The following is a 14,931-nucleotide window of genomic DNA, read 5'->3' on the forward strand; positions in this document are numbered from 1 at the left end:
ATTAATCACCTGGGCAGCGGCCGTGAACCTCTGATGAGGCTACCCATTTCTGCGCCGTACAGCTGGGCGGTCGTGTTCGTTTCCAGGGCTAAGGGGTTGTTCGGAGTTTTCCGCAAAAACTCCAGAGCTTTCTGCAAGAAGCGATCATCGATCTGCCACTAAATTCCGCCATCCGCTTCTGCACGCGTGGGATCGCCAGATTCCCGTATCTGGGCTAGACCCAAAGCAGAGGTACCCCCATACATAATCCCTACAAGAGGATGGGCGTGATGTTCAAAGCCAGTCACGTCTTGCACCAGGAGTTCCTCGACCGGATCTCCGCTGCCAAGGCCGCCGATTTCTTCCCCACCATCAGCGCCAACTACAACGTTGACGAAGCCGCCTATCTGCAAGAGCTGCTGCAGCTGGCCGACCCGGGCGCTGCCGGTATCGAGAGCATTCGCCAGCAGGCGCGCAGCCTGATTCAGGACGTGCGCGGCCGCGACAATGCCGTCGACACCCTCGATGCGTTGCTGCGCCAGTACAGCCTGGATACCCAGGAAGGCCTGATGCTGATGTGCCTGGCCGAAGCGCTGCTGCGGGTGCCGGATGCGGCCACCGCCGATGCGCTGATTCGCGACAAGCTCAGCGCCGCCGAGTGGGAACGGCACCTGGGCAAGAGCGACAACGTGCTGGTCAATTTCGCGGCCTGGGGCCTGGTGATGACCGGCAAGGTGGTCGACCCGCAAGCCGCGGACGGGCGCCCGAAGAAGGTGCTCGGCCGGCTGATCCAGCGCTCCGGCGAACCGGTGATTCGCGCGGCGATGAACCAGGCCATGAAACTGATGGGCAAGCAGTTCGTACTCGGCCGCACCATCAGCGAGGCGCTGAAGAACGGCCGCCCGGAGCGCGAGAAGGGCTACACCTATTCCTTCGACATGCTCGGCGAAGCTGCGCTGACCGCCGAAGACGCCGAGAAGTACATGGCCGACTACCGCAAGGCCATCGACACCGTCGGCGCCGAGCCGCAGGTCGGCCCAGGCCCTAAGCCATCGATCTCGATCAAGCTTTCCGCGCTGCACCCGCGTTATGAAGTCGCCCAGCGCGAACGCGTGCTGAGCGAGCTGTTCGCCAACGTGCGCGAACTGGCCATCCGTGCCCGCAAGCTCGATGTCGGTATCTCGGTGGACGCCGAAGAGGCCGACCGCCTGGAACTGTCCCTGGAGCTGTACGAGAAGCTGCTGCGTGATCCGGCCATCGCCGGGTGGGGCGAGTTCGGCCTGGTGATCCAGGCGTATTCCAAGCGCTGCTTGCCGGTGCTGGTGTGGCTGACCCTGCTGGGCAAGGAACTCGGTGAAAAGATGCCGCTGCGCCTGGTCAAGGGCGCCTACTGGGACAGCGAGATCAAGCAATGCCAGGTGTGGGGCCTCGACGGCTACCCGGTGTTCACCCGCAAGGAGGGCACCGATACGTCCTACCTGGCCTGCGCGCGCTACCTGCTCAGCGACTTCACCCGTGGGGTGATCTACCCGCAGTTCGCCAGCCACAACGCCCACACTGTCAGCTGCATCCTGGCCATGGCCGCCGAGCAGTCGTCGCCGCGCGACTTCGAGTTCCAGCGCCTGCACGGCATGGGCGATGCGCTGTACGACACGGTGCTGGAGAAGCACCGCAAGACCGTGCGCATCTACGCCCCGGTCGGCGCCCACAAGGACCTGCTGCCGTACCTGGTGCGCCGCCTGCTGGAAAACGGTGCCAACTCCTCGTTCGTGCACCAGCTGGTCGACCCGAGCGTGCCGGTCGAGTCGCTGATCGACCACCCGGTTACCCAGCTGCGCAAGTTCGCCAGCCTCGCCAATAACAAAATCCCGCTGCCGCCTGCGCTGTACGGGGCCACCCGGAAAAACTCCCAGGGCATCAACATGAACATCCAGAAATCGCTGACCGAACTCGAAAACGCCTACCGTCCGCAACTGGATCGCCAGTGGCAGGCCGCGCCGGTGATCAACGGCCAGACCCTGAGCGGCACCGCCCAGGAGGTTCGCTGCCCCTTTGATCTGAACAAGCTGGTCGGCACCGCCCAGTTCGCCACCGCCGCCCAGGCCGCCCAGGCCCTGGATGGCCTGAGCGCCGCCTGGCCGAACTGGAACGCCACCACCATCGACGCGCGTGCCAGCGTGCTCGAGCGCCTCGCCGACCTGCTGGAAAAACATCGCCCCGAGCTGATGGCGCTGTGCACCGTGGAAGCCGGCAAGTCGCTGCAGGACGGTATCGACGAAGTGCGCGAGGCAGTGGATTTCTGCCGTTACTACGCCCAACAGGCGCGCCTGAAACTCGGTCGTGAAGAGCTCAAGGGCCCGACCGGCGAGCGTAACGAGCTGTTCCATGAAGGCCGCGGCATCTTCGTCTGCGTCAGCCCCTGGAACTTCCCGCTGGCCATCTACCTGGGCCAGATCAGTGCCGCGCTGGTGGCCGGCAACGTGGTGCTGGCCAAGCCGGCCGAGCAGACCAGCCTGATCGCCGCCCGCGCCCTGGAGCTGATGTTCGAAGCCGGCCTGCCGAAGGACGTGATCGCCTTCCTGCCAGGCGACGGCGCGACCCTGGGCGGCGTGTTCTGCCGCGACCCGAGGGTGGCCGGCGTGTGCTTCACCGGCTCAACCGACACGGCACGGATCATCAACCGTCAACTGGCCGAGAAGGACGGCATGATCGCCACCCTGATCGCCGAGACCGGCGGCCAGAACGCGATGATCGTCGACTCCACCGCGCTGCCCGAACAGGTGGTCAAGGATGCCGTCGGTTCGGCCTTCACCAGCGCCGGCCAGCGTTGCTCGGCCCTGCGCGTGCTATACGTGCAGCGCGATATCGCCGACCGGGTGATCGACCTGCTCAAAGGCGCCATGGCCGAACTGAAGATCGGCCCGACCCACCTGCGCGAGAACGATATCGGCCCGGTCATCGATGCCGAGGCCCGAGACGGCCTGCTGGCCCATATCAACCAGCTCAAGGGCGAAGGCAAGCTGATCGCCGAGGCCTCGGTGGCAGGTGATCTGAACGGCCATTTCGTCGCGCCGGTGGCCTTCGAGATCGGCGGTATTCACGAACTGAAGAAAGAACAGTTCGGCCCGGTGCTGCATGTGGTGCGCTATGACGCCGCCGATCTGGAGAAGGTGGTCGCCGCCATCAACGCCACTGGCTACGGATTGACCCTTGGCATTCACAGCCGAAACGAGGAAACTGCCGCCCGCATCGAAGCCCTGGCGCGGGTCGGCAACCTGTACGTGAACCGCAACCAGATCGGTGCGGTGGTCGGCGTACAGCCGTTCGGGGGCTGCGGCCTGTCCGGCACCGGCCCGAAAGCCGGTGGCCCGAGCTACCTGTTGCGCTTCGTCAACGAGCGCACCACCTCGGTGAACACCACGGCGGTGGGCGGCAACGCCTCACTGCTGTCGCTGGGCGACGAGTAACAGACAACGGGTGGGAATCGATGAGATTTCTGCCCGTTTTGCTATTGGGGGCTGATGTCCCGAATCGGTAACGCCACCATAGAGCGGCGTACCTGGAGCACGACCGAGATTGATGGTCGTGATGTGCCAACTGGATCGGAAATCCCGGTTCGAATAAAAACAAACGAGAGGGGCTTTCCCCAATGACTGCAAGTACTCCCATGCTGGTCACCTTCGTGGTCTATATCCTGGCCATGGTGCTGATCGGCTTCATTGCCTACCGTGCGACCAAGAACTTCTCCGACTACATCCTCGGCGGCCGCAGCCTCGGTAGCTTCGTCACCGCGCTTTCCGCCGGTGCCTCCGACATGAGCGGCTGGCTGCTGATGGGCTTGCCGGGCGCGATCTTCATCGCCGGTATCTCGGAGAGCTGGATCGCCATCGGCCTGATCCTCGGCGCCTGGATGAACTGGCTGTTTGTCGCCGGTCGCCTGCGGGTGCACACCGAGCACAACAACAACGCGTTGACCCTGCCTGACTTCTTCACCCACCGCTTCGAAGACAACAGCAAGCTGCTGCGCATCTTCTCGGCGCTGGTGATTCTGGTGTTCTTCACCATCTACTGCGCCTCTGGCGTGGTGGCCGGTGCGCGCCTGTTCGAATCCACCTTCGGCCTGAGCTACGACGTGGCCCTGTGGGTCGGCGCGGCGGCGACCATCGCCTACGTCTTCGTCGGCGGCTTCCTCGCGGTGAGCTGGACCGACACCGTGCAGGCCACCATGATGATCTTCGCGCTGCTGATCACCCCGGTGTTCGTGATTCTCTCCCTGGGCGATTTCGATGCGGCGATGACCACCATCGAGCAGGCCAACCCGGCCAACTTCGACATGTTCCGTGGCCTGTCCTTCGTCGCCATCGTGTCGTTGCTGGCCTGGGGCCTGGGCTACTTCGGCCAGCCGCACATCCTGGTGCGCTTCATGGCGGCCGATTCGGTCAAGTCGATTCCGGCCGCACGCCGTATCGGCATGATCTGGATGGTTCTGTGCCTGGGCGGCGCCGTGGCGGTCGGTTTCTTCGGCATCGCCTACTTCGCCAACAACCCGGCCCTGGCCGGCCCGGTCAGCGATAACAGCGAACGCGTGTTCATCGAACTGACCAAGATCCTCTTCAACCCCTGGGTTGCCGGTATCGTGCTGTCGGCCATTCTGGCCGCGGTGATGAGCACCCTGAGCTGCCAGTTGCTGGTGTGCTCCAGCGCCCTGACCGAAGACTTCTACAAGGCCTTCCTGCGCAAGGGCGCGAGCGAGAAGGAACTGGTGTGGGTCGGCCGTCTGATGGTGCTGCTGATCGCCATCGTCGCCATCGCCATCGCCTCCAACCCGGACAGCAAGGTACTGGGCCTGGTGTCCTACGCCTGGGCGGGCTTCGGCGCGGCCTTCGGCCCGGTGGTGATCCTGTCGCTGGTCTGGAAGGGCATGACCCGCAACGGCGCCCTGGCCGGCATGGTGGTCGGTGCGGCCACCGTGGTGCTGTGGAAGAACTTTATCGGTCTGGGTCTGTACGAGATCATTCCGGGCTTCATCCTCGCTACCCTGGCCATCGTGGTGTTCAGCAAGATAGGTAGCCCGGCCTCGCCGGCGATGGTCAAGCGCTTCGACGAAGCCGAGAAGGAGTACCAGGACGCGCATCTCTGATCGCACCTGCGTAGTGTGTTGAGCGAAGGCCCGGACAGTGTCCGGGCCTTTTCATTGGCGCCTGCTGGTAAGCTTGTCGCCCAGCCATCAGGAACCCGCCATGACCCCCTCCAAAGACCCGCTGCACGGCATTACCCTCCAGGCCATCCTGACCGAGCTGGTCGAGCAGCTGGGCTGGGACGGCCTGGCCCAGCGTATCGATATCCGCTGCTTCAAGAGCGACCCGAGCATCAAGTCCAGCCTGACCTTCCTGCGCAAGACGCCCTGGGCGCGGGAGAAGGTCGAGGCGTTGTATCTGAGGCAGAAGCGCTAGCGATTATTGGTGGTAGTTAGAGAGATGCGCATAAGGCAGAAGCGGGCGTGCGCGTAACTCGTAGGAGGGGCCCGGCGGCGATCCGCTTTAGCCGCGAGCTCTTTACGTTCCATACGTGATGCGTGAGCTGTGGTTTGCCAGCGTTGTTGCGTTGTTCATACGTTCGGTTCCGCTCTATCGAGCGGGTTTCTTTTGGCATCGCCCGGATGGCCGGCCCCGCCAAAAGAAACCAAAAGGTCTAGCCCCGACATCCGGCCCCGGCTTCGCCGGGGTTCCCTCGCTACATCGTTGCTCCGAGGGCCCGACCTAGGCGGCCCCCCACGAAGGGCCATCCTTGGCCCATCGCGGCTCTCGCGACATCCATGTCGCTCAAGGCTGCCCGCTCGGCCCTCTCCGCAACGATTCCGCTTGGCCTCCTGAAGGGGCGATTGCTGTCGCCTGCTAATTTTTCGGCATGAGGAGCACCGAAAGCCAAAGCGGTCGACCGGCTGCTCGTGCCATAGTGGCCAGCCTATATCGAAGCCGCCTCTAGCGCACCAATTGCGCCGTCTGCTGCTGCGGTGGCGGCGCACATTGTGTGCGTGCGCCGGTTTGCAGGTAGGGCGCCAGGATCGGCTGCATGCCCTTGAGCACCTGCACCGGCAGCGCCGAGGTGAAACGGAAGTTCTCCGCCGCGCGGCCGGGTACGAAGGCGGTGAGGGTGCCGAAATGATCCGGGCCGAGGAAGAACACGAAGGTAGCGGTGCGGTTCTGTACCCGCGAGCTGATCACCTGGCCGCCGCGGCCCACGCTGGTCATGCGGTTGTCGCCGGTGCCGGTCTTGCCGCCGAGGACCAGCGGGCTGCCATCGGCCAGGGTGAAGGCGCCCTGCAAGCGCCGCGCGGTACCGCCATCCACTACCTGTGACAAGGCTTCGCGCAGCGCTGCGGCGACCTCCGGGGCCATCACCCGCTTGCCGGCCTCGAGCACATGCCCCAGGCGTGTATCGTAAGGCGTGTCCTCGGCGAAGTGCAGGCTGTCGATGCGCACCGTGGGCAGGCGGATGCCGTCGTTCTGGATGATGCCGATCAGCTCGGCCAGGGCCGCAGGGCGATCCCCTGAGCTGCCCAGGGCGGTGGCCAGAGAAGGTACCAGGTACTCGAAGGGGTAGCCCAGGTTCTGCCAGCGCTGGTGAATATCCAGAAAGGCCTCGACCTCCAGCATGATGCGAATGCGGCTGTCGCGGGCGCTCTTGTGGCGGCTCTTGAACAGCCAGCCGTAGACCTCCTGGCGCTGCTCGGCGCTGGCGGTGACCGCGTCGTTGAAGGAGGCCTGCGGGTGGTCGATCAGGTATTTCAGCAGCCACAGCTCAAGCGGGTGCACGCGGGCGATATAGCCCTGGTCCGGCAGGCTGAAGGCGCCCGGGCCATAGCGTCGGTAGAGCTCGTCGATACGCTTGTCGTTGATCCGTACACCGGGCAGGTGCGCGCGGATGAAATTGGCGAAGGTCGCCTGATCCACCCCGGGCATCAGGTAGCGGTGCACCGCCGCCAGGCGCGTGTCGGTCAGGCGCAGGCCACCGATAAAGGTGTACAGACGCTCCTGGGCAGACTGGCCCTGGTACTTGCGCCAGAAGCGCAGCATGAAGGTGGTGCCCTCGCGGTCGGCGAAGCGGCTCAGGTACTCCTGGCGTCGCGGGTCCTTGTCGTCCTTGAGCAGGGCAGCGCTGTTGCCCGGCGCCTGGTAGGTGCTGTAGCGCACCAAGTCGCGCATCAGGCGCACGAAGGGCAGGTTGATCGATTCGCGTAGTGACTCGCGCAGGGTCGGGCGCCGGCCATTGTCCTCATTGCGGAAGTTGCCGAAGGTATGCAGGCCACCGCCGGTGAAGAAGCGTTCCGCCGGGCTGGCCGAGTAGCGACGCTCCAGTGCAGCACCGAGCATGGGGGTGAGGTTGGCACCCGGGTTGCTCAGCAGGTAGTCGATGGCCCAACGGCTGAGCAGGTCCTGGTCGGCCACCTCCTGGCTGCGCAGCTGCGTCGGGCTCATGCCGGCGAGCCGGCCATGCAGTTCGGCGATCACTTCCAGGTAGGTGGCCATCACCCGCAGCTTGGCGGTGGAGCCCAGTTCCAGCTTGCTGCTCTCGTTGATGTCGAAGGGCTGGTGGGTGTTGTCGGTCTGCACGCGCACCTGGTTGCCATTGGCCGTACGTTCGAACAGGGTGAAGCTGTAGCGCACGTCACCGGTCTTGCTGGGCGACAGCAAGCGGTCGCCGAACAGGCCGACGCCTTCGGCGAAGGCCGGGTCGGCGAGTTGTTCGAGGTACAGGCTGACCTGTTGCTGCAGGTCCGAATTCAGGCTCGAGCGCGCTTCCAGGTCGAGCCTGTCGAGTTCGTAGTAGGACAGGTTGAGCAGCCCGGCCAGTCGTGCCCGCGCCATGCTGATGCCCTTGTCGCTGTCGATACGCTGCAGGTTGGGGTCGGTCTGCCAGTCGCGATAGGTCACCTGCTGGGCCAGGGCCACATCACGCAGCCGGCTGTCCAGCACGCCACCATCGGCCAGCAGGCGCAGGTGGCTGTCCACCAGCGCGGCCAGTTCCGCCCGGCCCTGGGCCAGGTAATACGACGGCCTGCGCTGGGCGATCATCAGCGACAGCACCTGGCGCAGAGCCAGGCCGCGTTCGGCCAGGTTGGCATCGTCGGCCTGCTCGGTGCTGAGCAGGCGGTTGGTGGTGACGAAATCCACGCCGAACCAGATGCGCAGGCCGTCGGCCAGGCCGTGCACCTCGCCATGGCCAGGGGCGGCCGAAAGCGGCACGCTGTTGAGGTAGTCGCGCACGATGTTCTGGCGGGCGTCGAGGGTCTGCGGCCCGCCCTGATAGGCACGCACGCTGGCGGAGATCATCTGCCGCAGTTTTTCGACCGGCGCATGGGTGATGCCGTCCGGCGAGTGACGGTATTTCTCCAGCTGAGTGGCCAGGGTGCTGCCGCCGGCGGACTGATCCTGCATGCCGACGTACTTGCCCACCTGGGAAAGCGCCGCCTTGACGAAACGCGGCCAGTCCACCGCCGGGTTGGCTTCGGCCGGCTCGGCGGCAAGCAGCTGGCGATCCTCGATGAACAGCAGGCTGCCGACCACCAGCGGCGGAATCGCGGCGAAGTCGCTGTAGCGCTGACGTGGGTTGCGCACGGTGTAGAAGGGCGTGCCGCGGCAATCCTCGATGTTCACGCCGGTCTGCGCCTTCTCGGCATAGGGCGGGAAAAAGCCGCGCTCGGCGTAGTCGCTCAGCGCTGCGGAGAAACGGGCCTGCTGCAGCACCTCGAAGCCGCGGCCCTGCAGGCGCTCGATAAAGCTCGGCAGACGACTGTAGCCCTGGCGTTGATCGAAGGGGCCATTACCGGGATAGACGATGGCATCGCTGGGGCCGTCCTTGACCTCATAGGTGAGCGTGGCGGCATAGCGGCTCAGCTCGGCCGATTGGAAATGGGCGGTGCGCAGTTCGAACACCGCAAACCCGGTGACGCCAATGAGCCCGAGCAGCAGCATCGAGCCCACCACCCAGCGCACGCGATGCCTGCCGGGCCGAGATTTGCGCGGCACCGCGGTCGCGACTTTATGTTCGCGGGCAGGCGGTGCGGGGTCGGATCGCCATAGTGCGCCCATCTTCAACTGGCCCTGGCTTGTCCTTTCCATGCAGCGTAGTCGCTGCGTGGCGCACTGTCCGACCGATCGGTCAAAAAAAGCCAGTCTTTACATATGCCTAGGTTTGGATCATTGGCTTGAACCTGAGCTATAGGCGCGGGTCAGGATGCAGTCACTGGAGGAAGCATGATGCGCACACTCGAATTGGCCGGCGTTCAGGTGCCGGTGATAGGCCAGGGCACCTGGCGCATGGGGGAAAACCGCGATCGGCGCAAAGGGGAAGTCGCTGCGCTGCGTGAAGGTATCGAGCGCGGCTTGCGGCTGATCGATACCGCCGAGATGTACGGCGAAGGCGGCGCCGAAGTGGTCGTTGGCGAGGCGATCAGCGGCAAGCGTGATCAGGTGTTTCTGGTCAGCAAGGTCTACCCGCACAACGCCAGCCGCAGTGGCGCGGTGGCGGCTTGTGAGCGCAGCTTGCAACGCCTCGGCACCGAATACCTCGACCTCTATCTGCTGCACTGGCGCGGCCAGCACCCGCTGGACGAAACGGTCGAAGCCTTCGAGCGCCTGCGTGAGCAGGGCAAGATCGGCCGCTGGGGCGTGTCCAATTTCGATCTGGACGATCTGCAAGAACTCGGCGAGCCGGCCTGTGCGACCAATCAGGTGCTCTACAACCCCGAGGAGCGTGGTGTGGAGTTCGACCTGTTGCCCTGGCAGCAGTGCCAGAACATGCCGTTGATGGCCTACTGCCCACTGGGGCAGGGCGGTGCGCTGCTAGCCGATGCGGCACTGCGACAGGTGGCCCAGCAGCATGGCGTGAGCACCGCCCAGGTCGCCCTGGCCTGGGCGCTACGCCAGCCCAACGTGCTGGTGATTCCCAAGGCCAGTGACCCGCGGCACCTGGCCGAGAACGCCGCGGCCGCCGAGCTGCAGCTCAGCGCTGACGACCTGCAGGCGATCGACAGCGCCTACCCGGCGCCGACGCGCAAGCAGCGGTTGCAGATGGTATAGAAGAGCGCGCAAGGCCGCGCGCTCACGCTTGTGGTCGCTTGGGAGCCGTGCCAGGTGGCACTTGTGTGGGAGCGCGCCATGCGCGCGATGGCTTCGCGGGCATGGACTAGGCGTCCACGTCTGACCTCACAAAGCCGCTTGGGAAGAACCCATGAGGGGGCCGGTGAGGCTGACGCCATTTGATGGGTTGCACCCATCCTGCAGACTCAGCCTCGTAGGATGGGCCGGGCCGCGTAGGTGAAACCCATCAATGGATTGGCGGGGCCGCCGGCTTACCTCAACCCGCGACCAGCACCCGTATGGCTTCCAGGCGCAGGGCAGCCTTGTCGAGCATGGCCAGGCCTTGCTCGCGCTGCTCGCGCAGGGCCTCCAGTTCGCTGTCGCGCACGCTTGGGTTGACCGCTTGCAGCGCGGTCAGGCGGGCCAGTTCTTCGTCCAGTTCGGCGGCCAGGCGGCGTTTGGCTTCGCTGACGCGCTCGACATGGCGCGGTGAGACCTTGGCCTCCCCGGCGGCGATCTTCGGCGTCAGCGCATCACGCTGGGCCTGCACGAACTTGTTGGCGCTGGCGCGCGGCACCGCTTCGAGCTGGTCGTTGAGGGTATCGAAGGACACCTTGGAGGCCAGGTCGTTGCCGTTGCCGTCGAGCAGGCAGCGCAGGGCGGCAGGGGGCAGGTAGCGGCCCAGCTGCAGTTTGCGCGGCGCCACCACCTCGCTGACGTACAGCAGCTCGAGCAGCACGGTGCCAGGCTTGAGCGCCTTGTTCTTGATCAGCGCCACCGAGGTATTGCCCATCGAACCTGAGCGCACCAGGTCCATGCCGCCCTGCACCATGGGGTGTTCCCAGGTCAGGAACTGCATGTCTTCGCGGGACAGGGCCAGGTCGCGGTCGTAGGTGATGGTCACGCCTTCGTCGTCGCCGAGTGGGAAGCTGGCATCGAGCATCTTCTCGCTGGGGCGCAGGATCAGGGCATTGTCGGAATGGTCTTCGCTGTCGATGCCAAAAGCGTCGAACAGCTGCTCCATGTACATCGGCAGGGCGAACTGGTCGTCCTGCTCGAGGATCGCCTCGACCAGCGCCTCGCCTTCACCGGCACCGCCGGAGTTGAGTTCCAGCAGGCGGTCGCGACCGGCGTGCAGGTCGCCTTCCAGGCGCTTGCGCTCGTTGGTGGCTTCGTCGATCAGCGCTTGCCACTGGCCGTCGTCGGCGTTTTCCAGCATCGGCAGCAGGCGGCTGCCAAACTGGTGCTGCAGGGCGTTGCCGGTCGGGCAGGTGGCCAGGAAGGCATTCAATGCCTGGTGGTACCACTGGAACAGGCGCTCCTGGGGGCTGTTCTCCATGTACGGCACGTGCAACTGGATCTTGTGCTTCTGGCCGATGCGGTCGAGGCGGCCGATACGCTGCTCGAGCAGGTCCGGGTGGGCCGGCAGGTCGAACAGCACCAGGTGGTGGGCGAACTGGAAGTTGCGGCCTTCGGAGCCGATTTCCGAACAGATCAGCACCTGGGCGCCGAACTCCTCATCGGCGAAGTAGGCCGCGGCGCGGTCGCGCTCGAGGATGCTCATGCCCTCGTGGAAGACGGTGGCCGGGATGCCGGAGCGCACGCGCAGGGCGTCCTCCAGATCCATGGCGGTTTCGGCGTGGGCGCAGATCACCAGCACCTTGAATTTCTTGAGCATCTTCAGGGTGTCGATCAGCCACTCGACGCGCGGGTCGAAGCGCCACCAGCGCTGGTCTTCCTCGATGTCGGCCTGGCCCTGGTAGCTGACTTCCGGGTACAGCTCGGCGTGCTCGCCGAGCGGCAGTTCCATGTACTCGTCCGGGCTCGGCAACGGGTAGGGGTGCAGCTCGCGCTCCGGGAAGCCCTGGACCGCGGCGCGGGTGTTGCGGAACAGCAGGCGGCCGGTGCCATGACGGTCGAGCAGCTCGCGTACCAGGCGGGCGCGGGCGTCGGTGTCGCCACCGTCGGCGGCATCCAGCAATTGGCGGCTTTCATCGCCGAGGAAGCTACCGATGGCATCGCGGGCCTGGGCGCTGAGCTGGCCCTGGTCGAGCAGCTCCTGTACCGCCTCGGCCACCGGTTTGTAGCTGGCGCTTTCGGCGCGGAAGGCATCCAGGTCATGGAAACGATTCGGGTCGAGCAGGCGCAGGCGCGCGAAGTGGCTGTCCTGGCCGAGCTGTTCCGGGGTGGCGGTGAGCAGCAGCACGCCAGGGATGACTTCGGCCAGTTGCTCGACCAGGCTGTACTCGCGGCTGGCTTTTTCCGGGTGCCAGACCAGGTGGTGGGCTTCGTCGACCACCATCAGGTCCCAGCCAGCGGCGAACAGCGCGTCCTGGGCCTTTTCGTCCTCGCACAGCCACTCCAGCGCAACCAGCGCCAGTTGTGCGTCCTCGAACGGGTTGCTGGCGTCGCTCTCGATAAAGCGCTCGGCGTCGAACAGCGCGACTTCCAGGTTGAAGCGCCGGCGCATTTCCACCAGCCACTGGTGCTGCAGGTTTTCCGGCACCAGGATCAGCACGCGGCTGGCGCGCCCGGAGAGCAGCTGGCGATGGATCACCAGGCCCGCTTCGATGGTCTTGCCCAGGCCCACTTCGTCGGCCAGCAGTACGCGCGGGGCGATACGGTCGGCCACTTCACGGGCGATGTGCAACTGGTGCGCGATGGGTTGCGCACGCACGCCACCCAGGCCCCACAGCTGGGACTGCACCTGCTTGCTGGTGAACTCCAGGGTGCGGTAGCGCAGGGAGAACCACGGCAGCGGGTCGATCTGCCCGGCGAACAGGCGGTCGCTGGCCAGGCGGAACTGGATGAAGTTGGACAGCTGGGTTTCCGGCAGGGTGACGGCCTGGTTCTTGGCGTCGAGGCCGTGATAGACCAGCAGGCCATCGACGTCGTCGACTTCGCGTACGGTCAGCTTCCAGCCTTCGAAGTGGGTGATCTCGTCGCCCGGCGAGAAACGCACGCGGGTCAGCGGCGCATTGCGAGCCGCGTACTGGCGGGTTTCGCCGGTGGCGGGGTAGAGCACGGTGAGCATGCGGCCGTCCTGCATGAGGATGGTGCCCAAGCCCAGTTCCGCTTCGCTGTCGCTGATCCAGCGTTGCCCCGGTTGATACTCCGCCATGCTGCCTGTCTCCACCTGTGAAAAAGCCGGCTATGTTACCGCAGTGCCAGGTTTGACCAAAGGTGCATCACGGCCGATTTGGCACTTACCGACGCTCGCCCGGTCAGACAGTGTAGTAACGCAGCCATAAAGTCGCCCGCCGTATGGCCGATAAGGCTGCAAAGGGAGGTTCTCCATGCTGCCGCCGATTCCTCATAGCCTGATTCCCGTCACCGCCCAGCAGGACGTGGTCAAGCCGCGCCCGGATATCGCGCCGGTGACGGCGACCGCCGAAACGGCTCAGGAAGATTCGGTCGGCCTGGACAAGCGCCATCCCGACGAAGTGGCCGAGCGCCTGCGCGAAGAGCAGCGCCGCCGGCAGCGACGTGGCTACACCGCGGCGGAGTTGGCCGAGGGCGAAGTCGACGAGGCCGATGAGCCGGCCATCGACCAGTTGCCCCGCCAGGGCCTCTGGGTAGACGTCGAGGTTTGACCCGCGTGGATGCTCCTGGCACTCAGGGCGGGCTGTTCGATGGCGGTGCATTGCAACTCGCCGATGCCCAACTCACTTATCTACCCGACTGGCTCGACGGCGCCACGGCCGATGATTGGCTGCATCGCCTGGTCGAAGAGACGCCCTGGCAGCAACCCGAGGTGGTGCTGTTTGGTCGCCAGTTGCCGGTGCCACGTCTGGTGGCCTGGTATGGCGACCCCGAGGCGCGCTACCGCTACTCCGGCATGACCCACCAGCCGCTGCCCTGGACGCCGCTGCTCGGCGAGATCCGCCAGCGCCTGGTCAATACCTTGGGCCAGCCGCTCAATGGCGCGCTGCTCAACTACTACCGCGATGGCCAGGACTCCATGGGCTGGCACAGCGACGACGAACGCGAGCTGGGCGCCGAGCCGCTGGTGGCATCCCTGAGCCTGGGCGGCGTGCGGCGCTTCGACCTGCGTCGCAAGGGCACCACGCGCATCGAGCACTCGCTGCAGCTGGAGCACGGCTCGCTACTGGTCATGAGCGGCCAGACGCAGCATCATTGGCAGCACCAGGTGGCCAAGACGCGCAAGCCCTGTGCCCCTCGCCTGAACCTGACGTTTCGTCTGATCCGGACGCCGCTATGAGCAATGATGTGAAACTGATCGACTTCGCCGCAGAGCGCGACAAGCGCATCCACGACCTGCGCGACAGGAAGCTCGAGGAGATGCGTAACGCCTTCGAACAGGCGCTACCACTGCCCAAAGGCAAGAAGAAGCCCAAGAGCAAACCGAAGAAACGATAGGAACCTGCTCAGCATCCTCGAGCCGGATTTCATCGATGCTGGCTGCAAAGTAGCGTAGCGACCCGGTCGCGATCGTGGGAGGGGCCGGCGGCGATCCGCTTCAGCCGCAAGCTTTGAGGTGCAAAGGGCTCTCGGCTGAAAACCGCTCCACCAATAGAACGCTCTGCTCACCGCATTGCAGCGTATCTGTTTGCACTGCCCCACACCTGTCCAAATTGATGCAGATCAGCCGCTGTCTGGCGTTGGGGCTCGCGCGTGCCTGGCAGTTGACCTGGATCAATGGCCGGCGGCGCCTGGCTGTTAACGTAGCCCCATACCCGAGCAACAACGGATGCAAGGAGGCAGCATGTTCCTAGATGTAGTGGTTCTGGCCGGTATCGGCACCGTTGGATTGATGATTGTGTTTGGCGTCGGGTTCACCTATTTCGTCTGGAAGGATGCGAGCAAGAAAAAGCCGCTGTGATATCCGGATTCACGAGCACGCAAGGCA

10 protein-coding genes are annotated in these 14,931 nt (G+C 65.1%); 8 read left to right on the plus strand and 2 right to left on the minus strand.

Going from position 1 to position 14,931, the window contains the following annotated elements:
- Positions 1–269: 269 nt before the first annotated feature.
- The 3 genes from putA (at position 270) to BM154_RS11420 (ending at position 5,432) form a co-directional block, all read left to right on the plus strand.
- On the plus strand, positions 270–3,446 hold the full coding sequence (gene putA, locus BM154_RS11410) for a bifunctional proline dehydrogenase/L-glutamate gamma-semialdehyde dehydrogenase PutA (RefSeq protein ID WP_074883456.1): 3,177 nt from the start codon (positions 270–272) through the stop codon (positions 3,444–3,446).
- Positions 3,447–3,628: 182 nt separating this feature from the next.
- Positions 3,629–5,119 (plus strand): sodium/proline symporter PutP, encoded by a 1,491-nt coding sequence (gene putP / locus BM154_RS11415; protein WP_074883459.1) that lies wholly within the window; start codon positions 3,629–3,631, stop codon positions 5,117–5,119.
- Between the two features lie 100 nt (positions 5,120–5,219).
- Complete coding sequence (locus tag BM154_RS11420) at positions 5,220–5,432, plus strand: VF530 family protein (RefSeq protein WP_074883461.1); 213 nt, start codon at positions 5,220–5,222, stop codon at positions 5,430–5,432.
- Between the two features lie 528 nt (positions 5,433–5,960).
- Here BM154_RS11420 and BM154_RS11425 read toward each other — a convergent pair.
- Positions 5,961–9,071: a transglycosylase domain-containing protein gene (locus BM154_RS11425; RefSeq protein WP_074883464.1), complete on the minus strand. Its 3,111-nt coding sequence runs from the start codon at positions 9,069–9,071 to the stop codon at positions 5,961–5,963.
- A gap of 168 nt (positions 9,072–9,239) precedes the next feature.
- Between BM154_RS11425 and BM154_RS11430 the strand changes: the two genes are divergently transcribed.
- Complete coding sequence (locus tag BM154_RS11430; RefSeq protein ID WP_074885299.1) at positions 9,240–10,061, plus strand: aldo/keto reductase; 822 nt, start codon at positions 9,240–9,242, stop codon at positions 10,059–10,061.
- A gap of 277 nt (positions 10,062–10,338) precedes the next feature.
- Here the strand turns inward: BM154_RS11430 and rapA are convergent, their stop codons facing one another.
- Positions 10,339–13,182 (minus strand): RNA polymerase-associated protein RapA, encoded by a 2,844-nt coding sequence (gene rapA, locus BM154_RS11435; RefSeq protein WP_074883466.1) that lies wholly within the window; start codon positions 13,180–13,182, stop codon positions 10,339–10,341.
- Between the two features lie 175 nt (positions 13,183–13,357).
- On the opposite strand from rapA, the gene BM154_RS11440 reads away from it, so the two are divergent.
- From BM154_RS11440 to ccoM, 4 genes are all read left to right on the plus strand, one after another.
- On the plus strand, positions 13,358–13,654 hold the full coding sequence (locus tag BM154_RS11440; RefSeq protein WP_074883469.1) for an aspartate-semialdehyde dehydrogenase: 297 nt from the start codon (positions 13,358–13,360) through the stop codon (positions 13,652–13,654).
- A gap of 5 nt (positions 13,655–13,659) precedes the next feature.
- Positions 13,660–14,283: an alpha-ketoglutarate-dependent dioxygenase AlkB family protein gene (locus tag BM154_RS11445; RefSeq protein WP_244157134.1), complete on the plus strand. Its 624-nt coding sequence runs from the start codon at positions 13,660–13,662 to the stop codon at positions 14,281–14,283.
- Complete coding sequence (locus BM154_RS24180) at positions 14,280–14,441, plus strand: hypothetical protein (RefSeq protein WP_167364680.1); 162 nt, start codon at positions 14,280–14,282, stop codon at positions 14,439–14,441. The genes BM154_RS11445 and BM154_RS24180 overlap by 4 nt, the downstream gene beginning before the upstream one ends.
- A 346-nt stretch (positions 14,442–14,787) precedes the next feature.
- Entirely contained in the window at positions 14,788–14,904 is a 117-nt protein-coding gene (gene ccoM / locus BM154_RS24555) for a cytochrome c oxidase subunit CcoM (RefSeq protein WP_279626219.1), read from the plus strand.
- Positions 14,905–14,931: the final 27 nt, after the last annotated feature.

This window comes from Phytopseudomonas argentinensis, assembly GCF_900113905.1.
GTDB classification, from domain to species: domain Bacteria; phylum Pseudomonadota; class Gammaproteobacteria; order Pseudomonadales; family Pseudomonadaceae; genus Aquipseudomonas; species Aquipseudomonas argentinensis.

Coding starts and splice junctions, on each gene's coding strand:
- putA (WP_074883456.1), top strand. CDS start 270: ATGTTCAAAGCCAGTCACGTCTTGCACCAGGAGTTCCTCGACCGGATC.
- BM154_RS11440 (WP_074883469.1), top strand. CDS start 13,358: ATGCTGCCGCCGATTCCTCATAGCCTGATTCCCGTCACCGCCCAGCAG.
- BM154_RS11430 (WP_074885299.1), top strand. CDS start 9,240: ATGCGCACACTCGAATTGGCCGGCGTTCAGGTGCCGGTGATAGGCCAG.
- putP (WP_074883459.1), top strand. CDS start 3,629: ATGACTGCAAGTACTCCCATGCTGGTCACCTTCGTGGTCTATATCCTG.
- rapA (WP_074883466.1), bottom strand. CDS start 13,182: ATGGCGGAGTATCAACCGGGGCAACGCTGGATCAGCGACAGCGAAGCG.
- ccoM (WP_279626219.1), top strand. CDS start 14,788: ATGTTCCTAGATGTAGTGGTTCTGGCCGGTATCGGCACCGTTGGATTG.
- BM154_RS24180 (WP_167364680.1), top strand. CDS start 14,280: ATGAGCAATGATGTGAAACTGATCGACTTCGCCGCAGAGCGCGACAAG.
- BM154_RS11425 (WP_074883464.1), bottom strand. CDS start 9,071: ATGGGCGCACTATGGCGATCCGACCCCGCACCGCCTGCCCGCGAACAT.
- BM154_RS11420 (WP_074883461.1), top strand. CDS start 5,220: ATGACCCCCTCCAAAGACCCGCTGCACGGCATTACCCTCCAGGCCATC.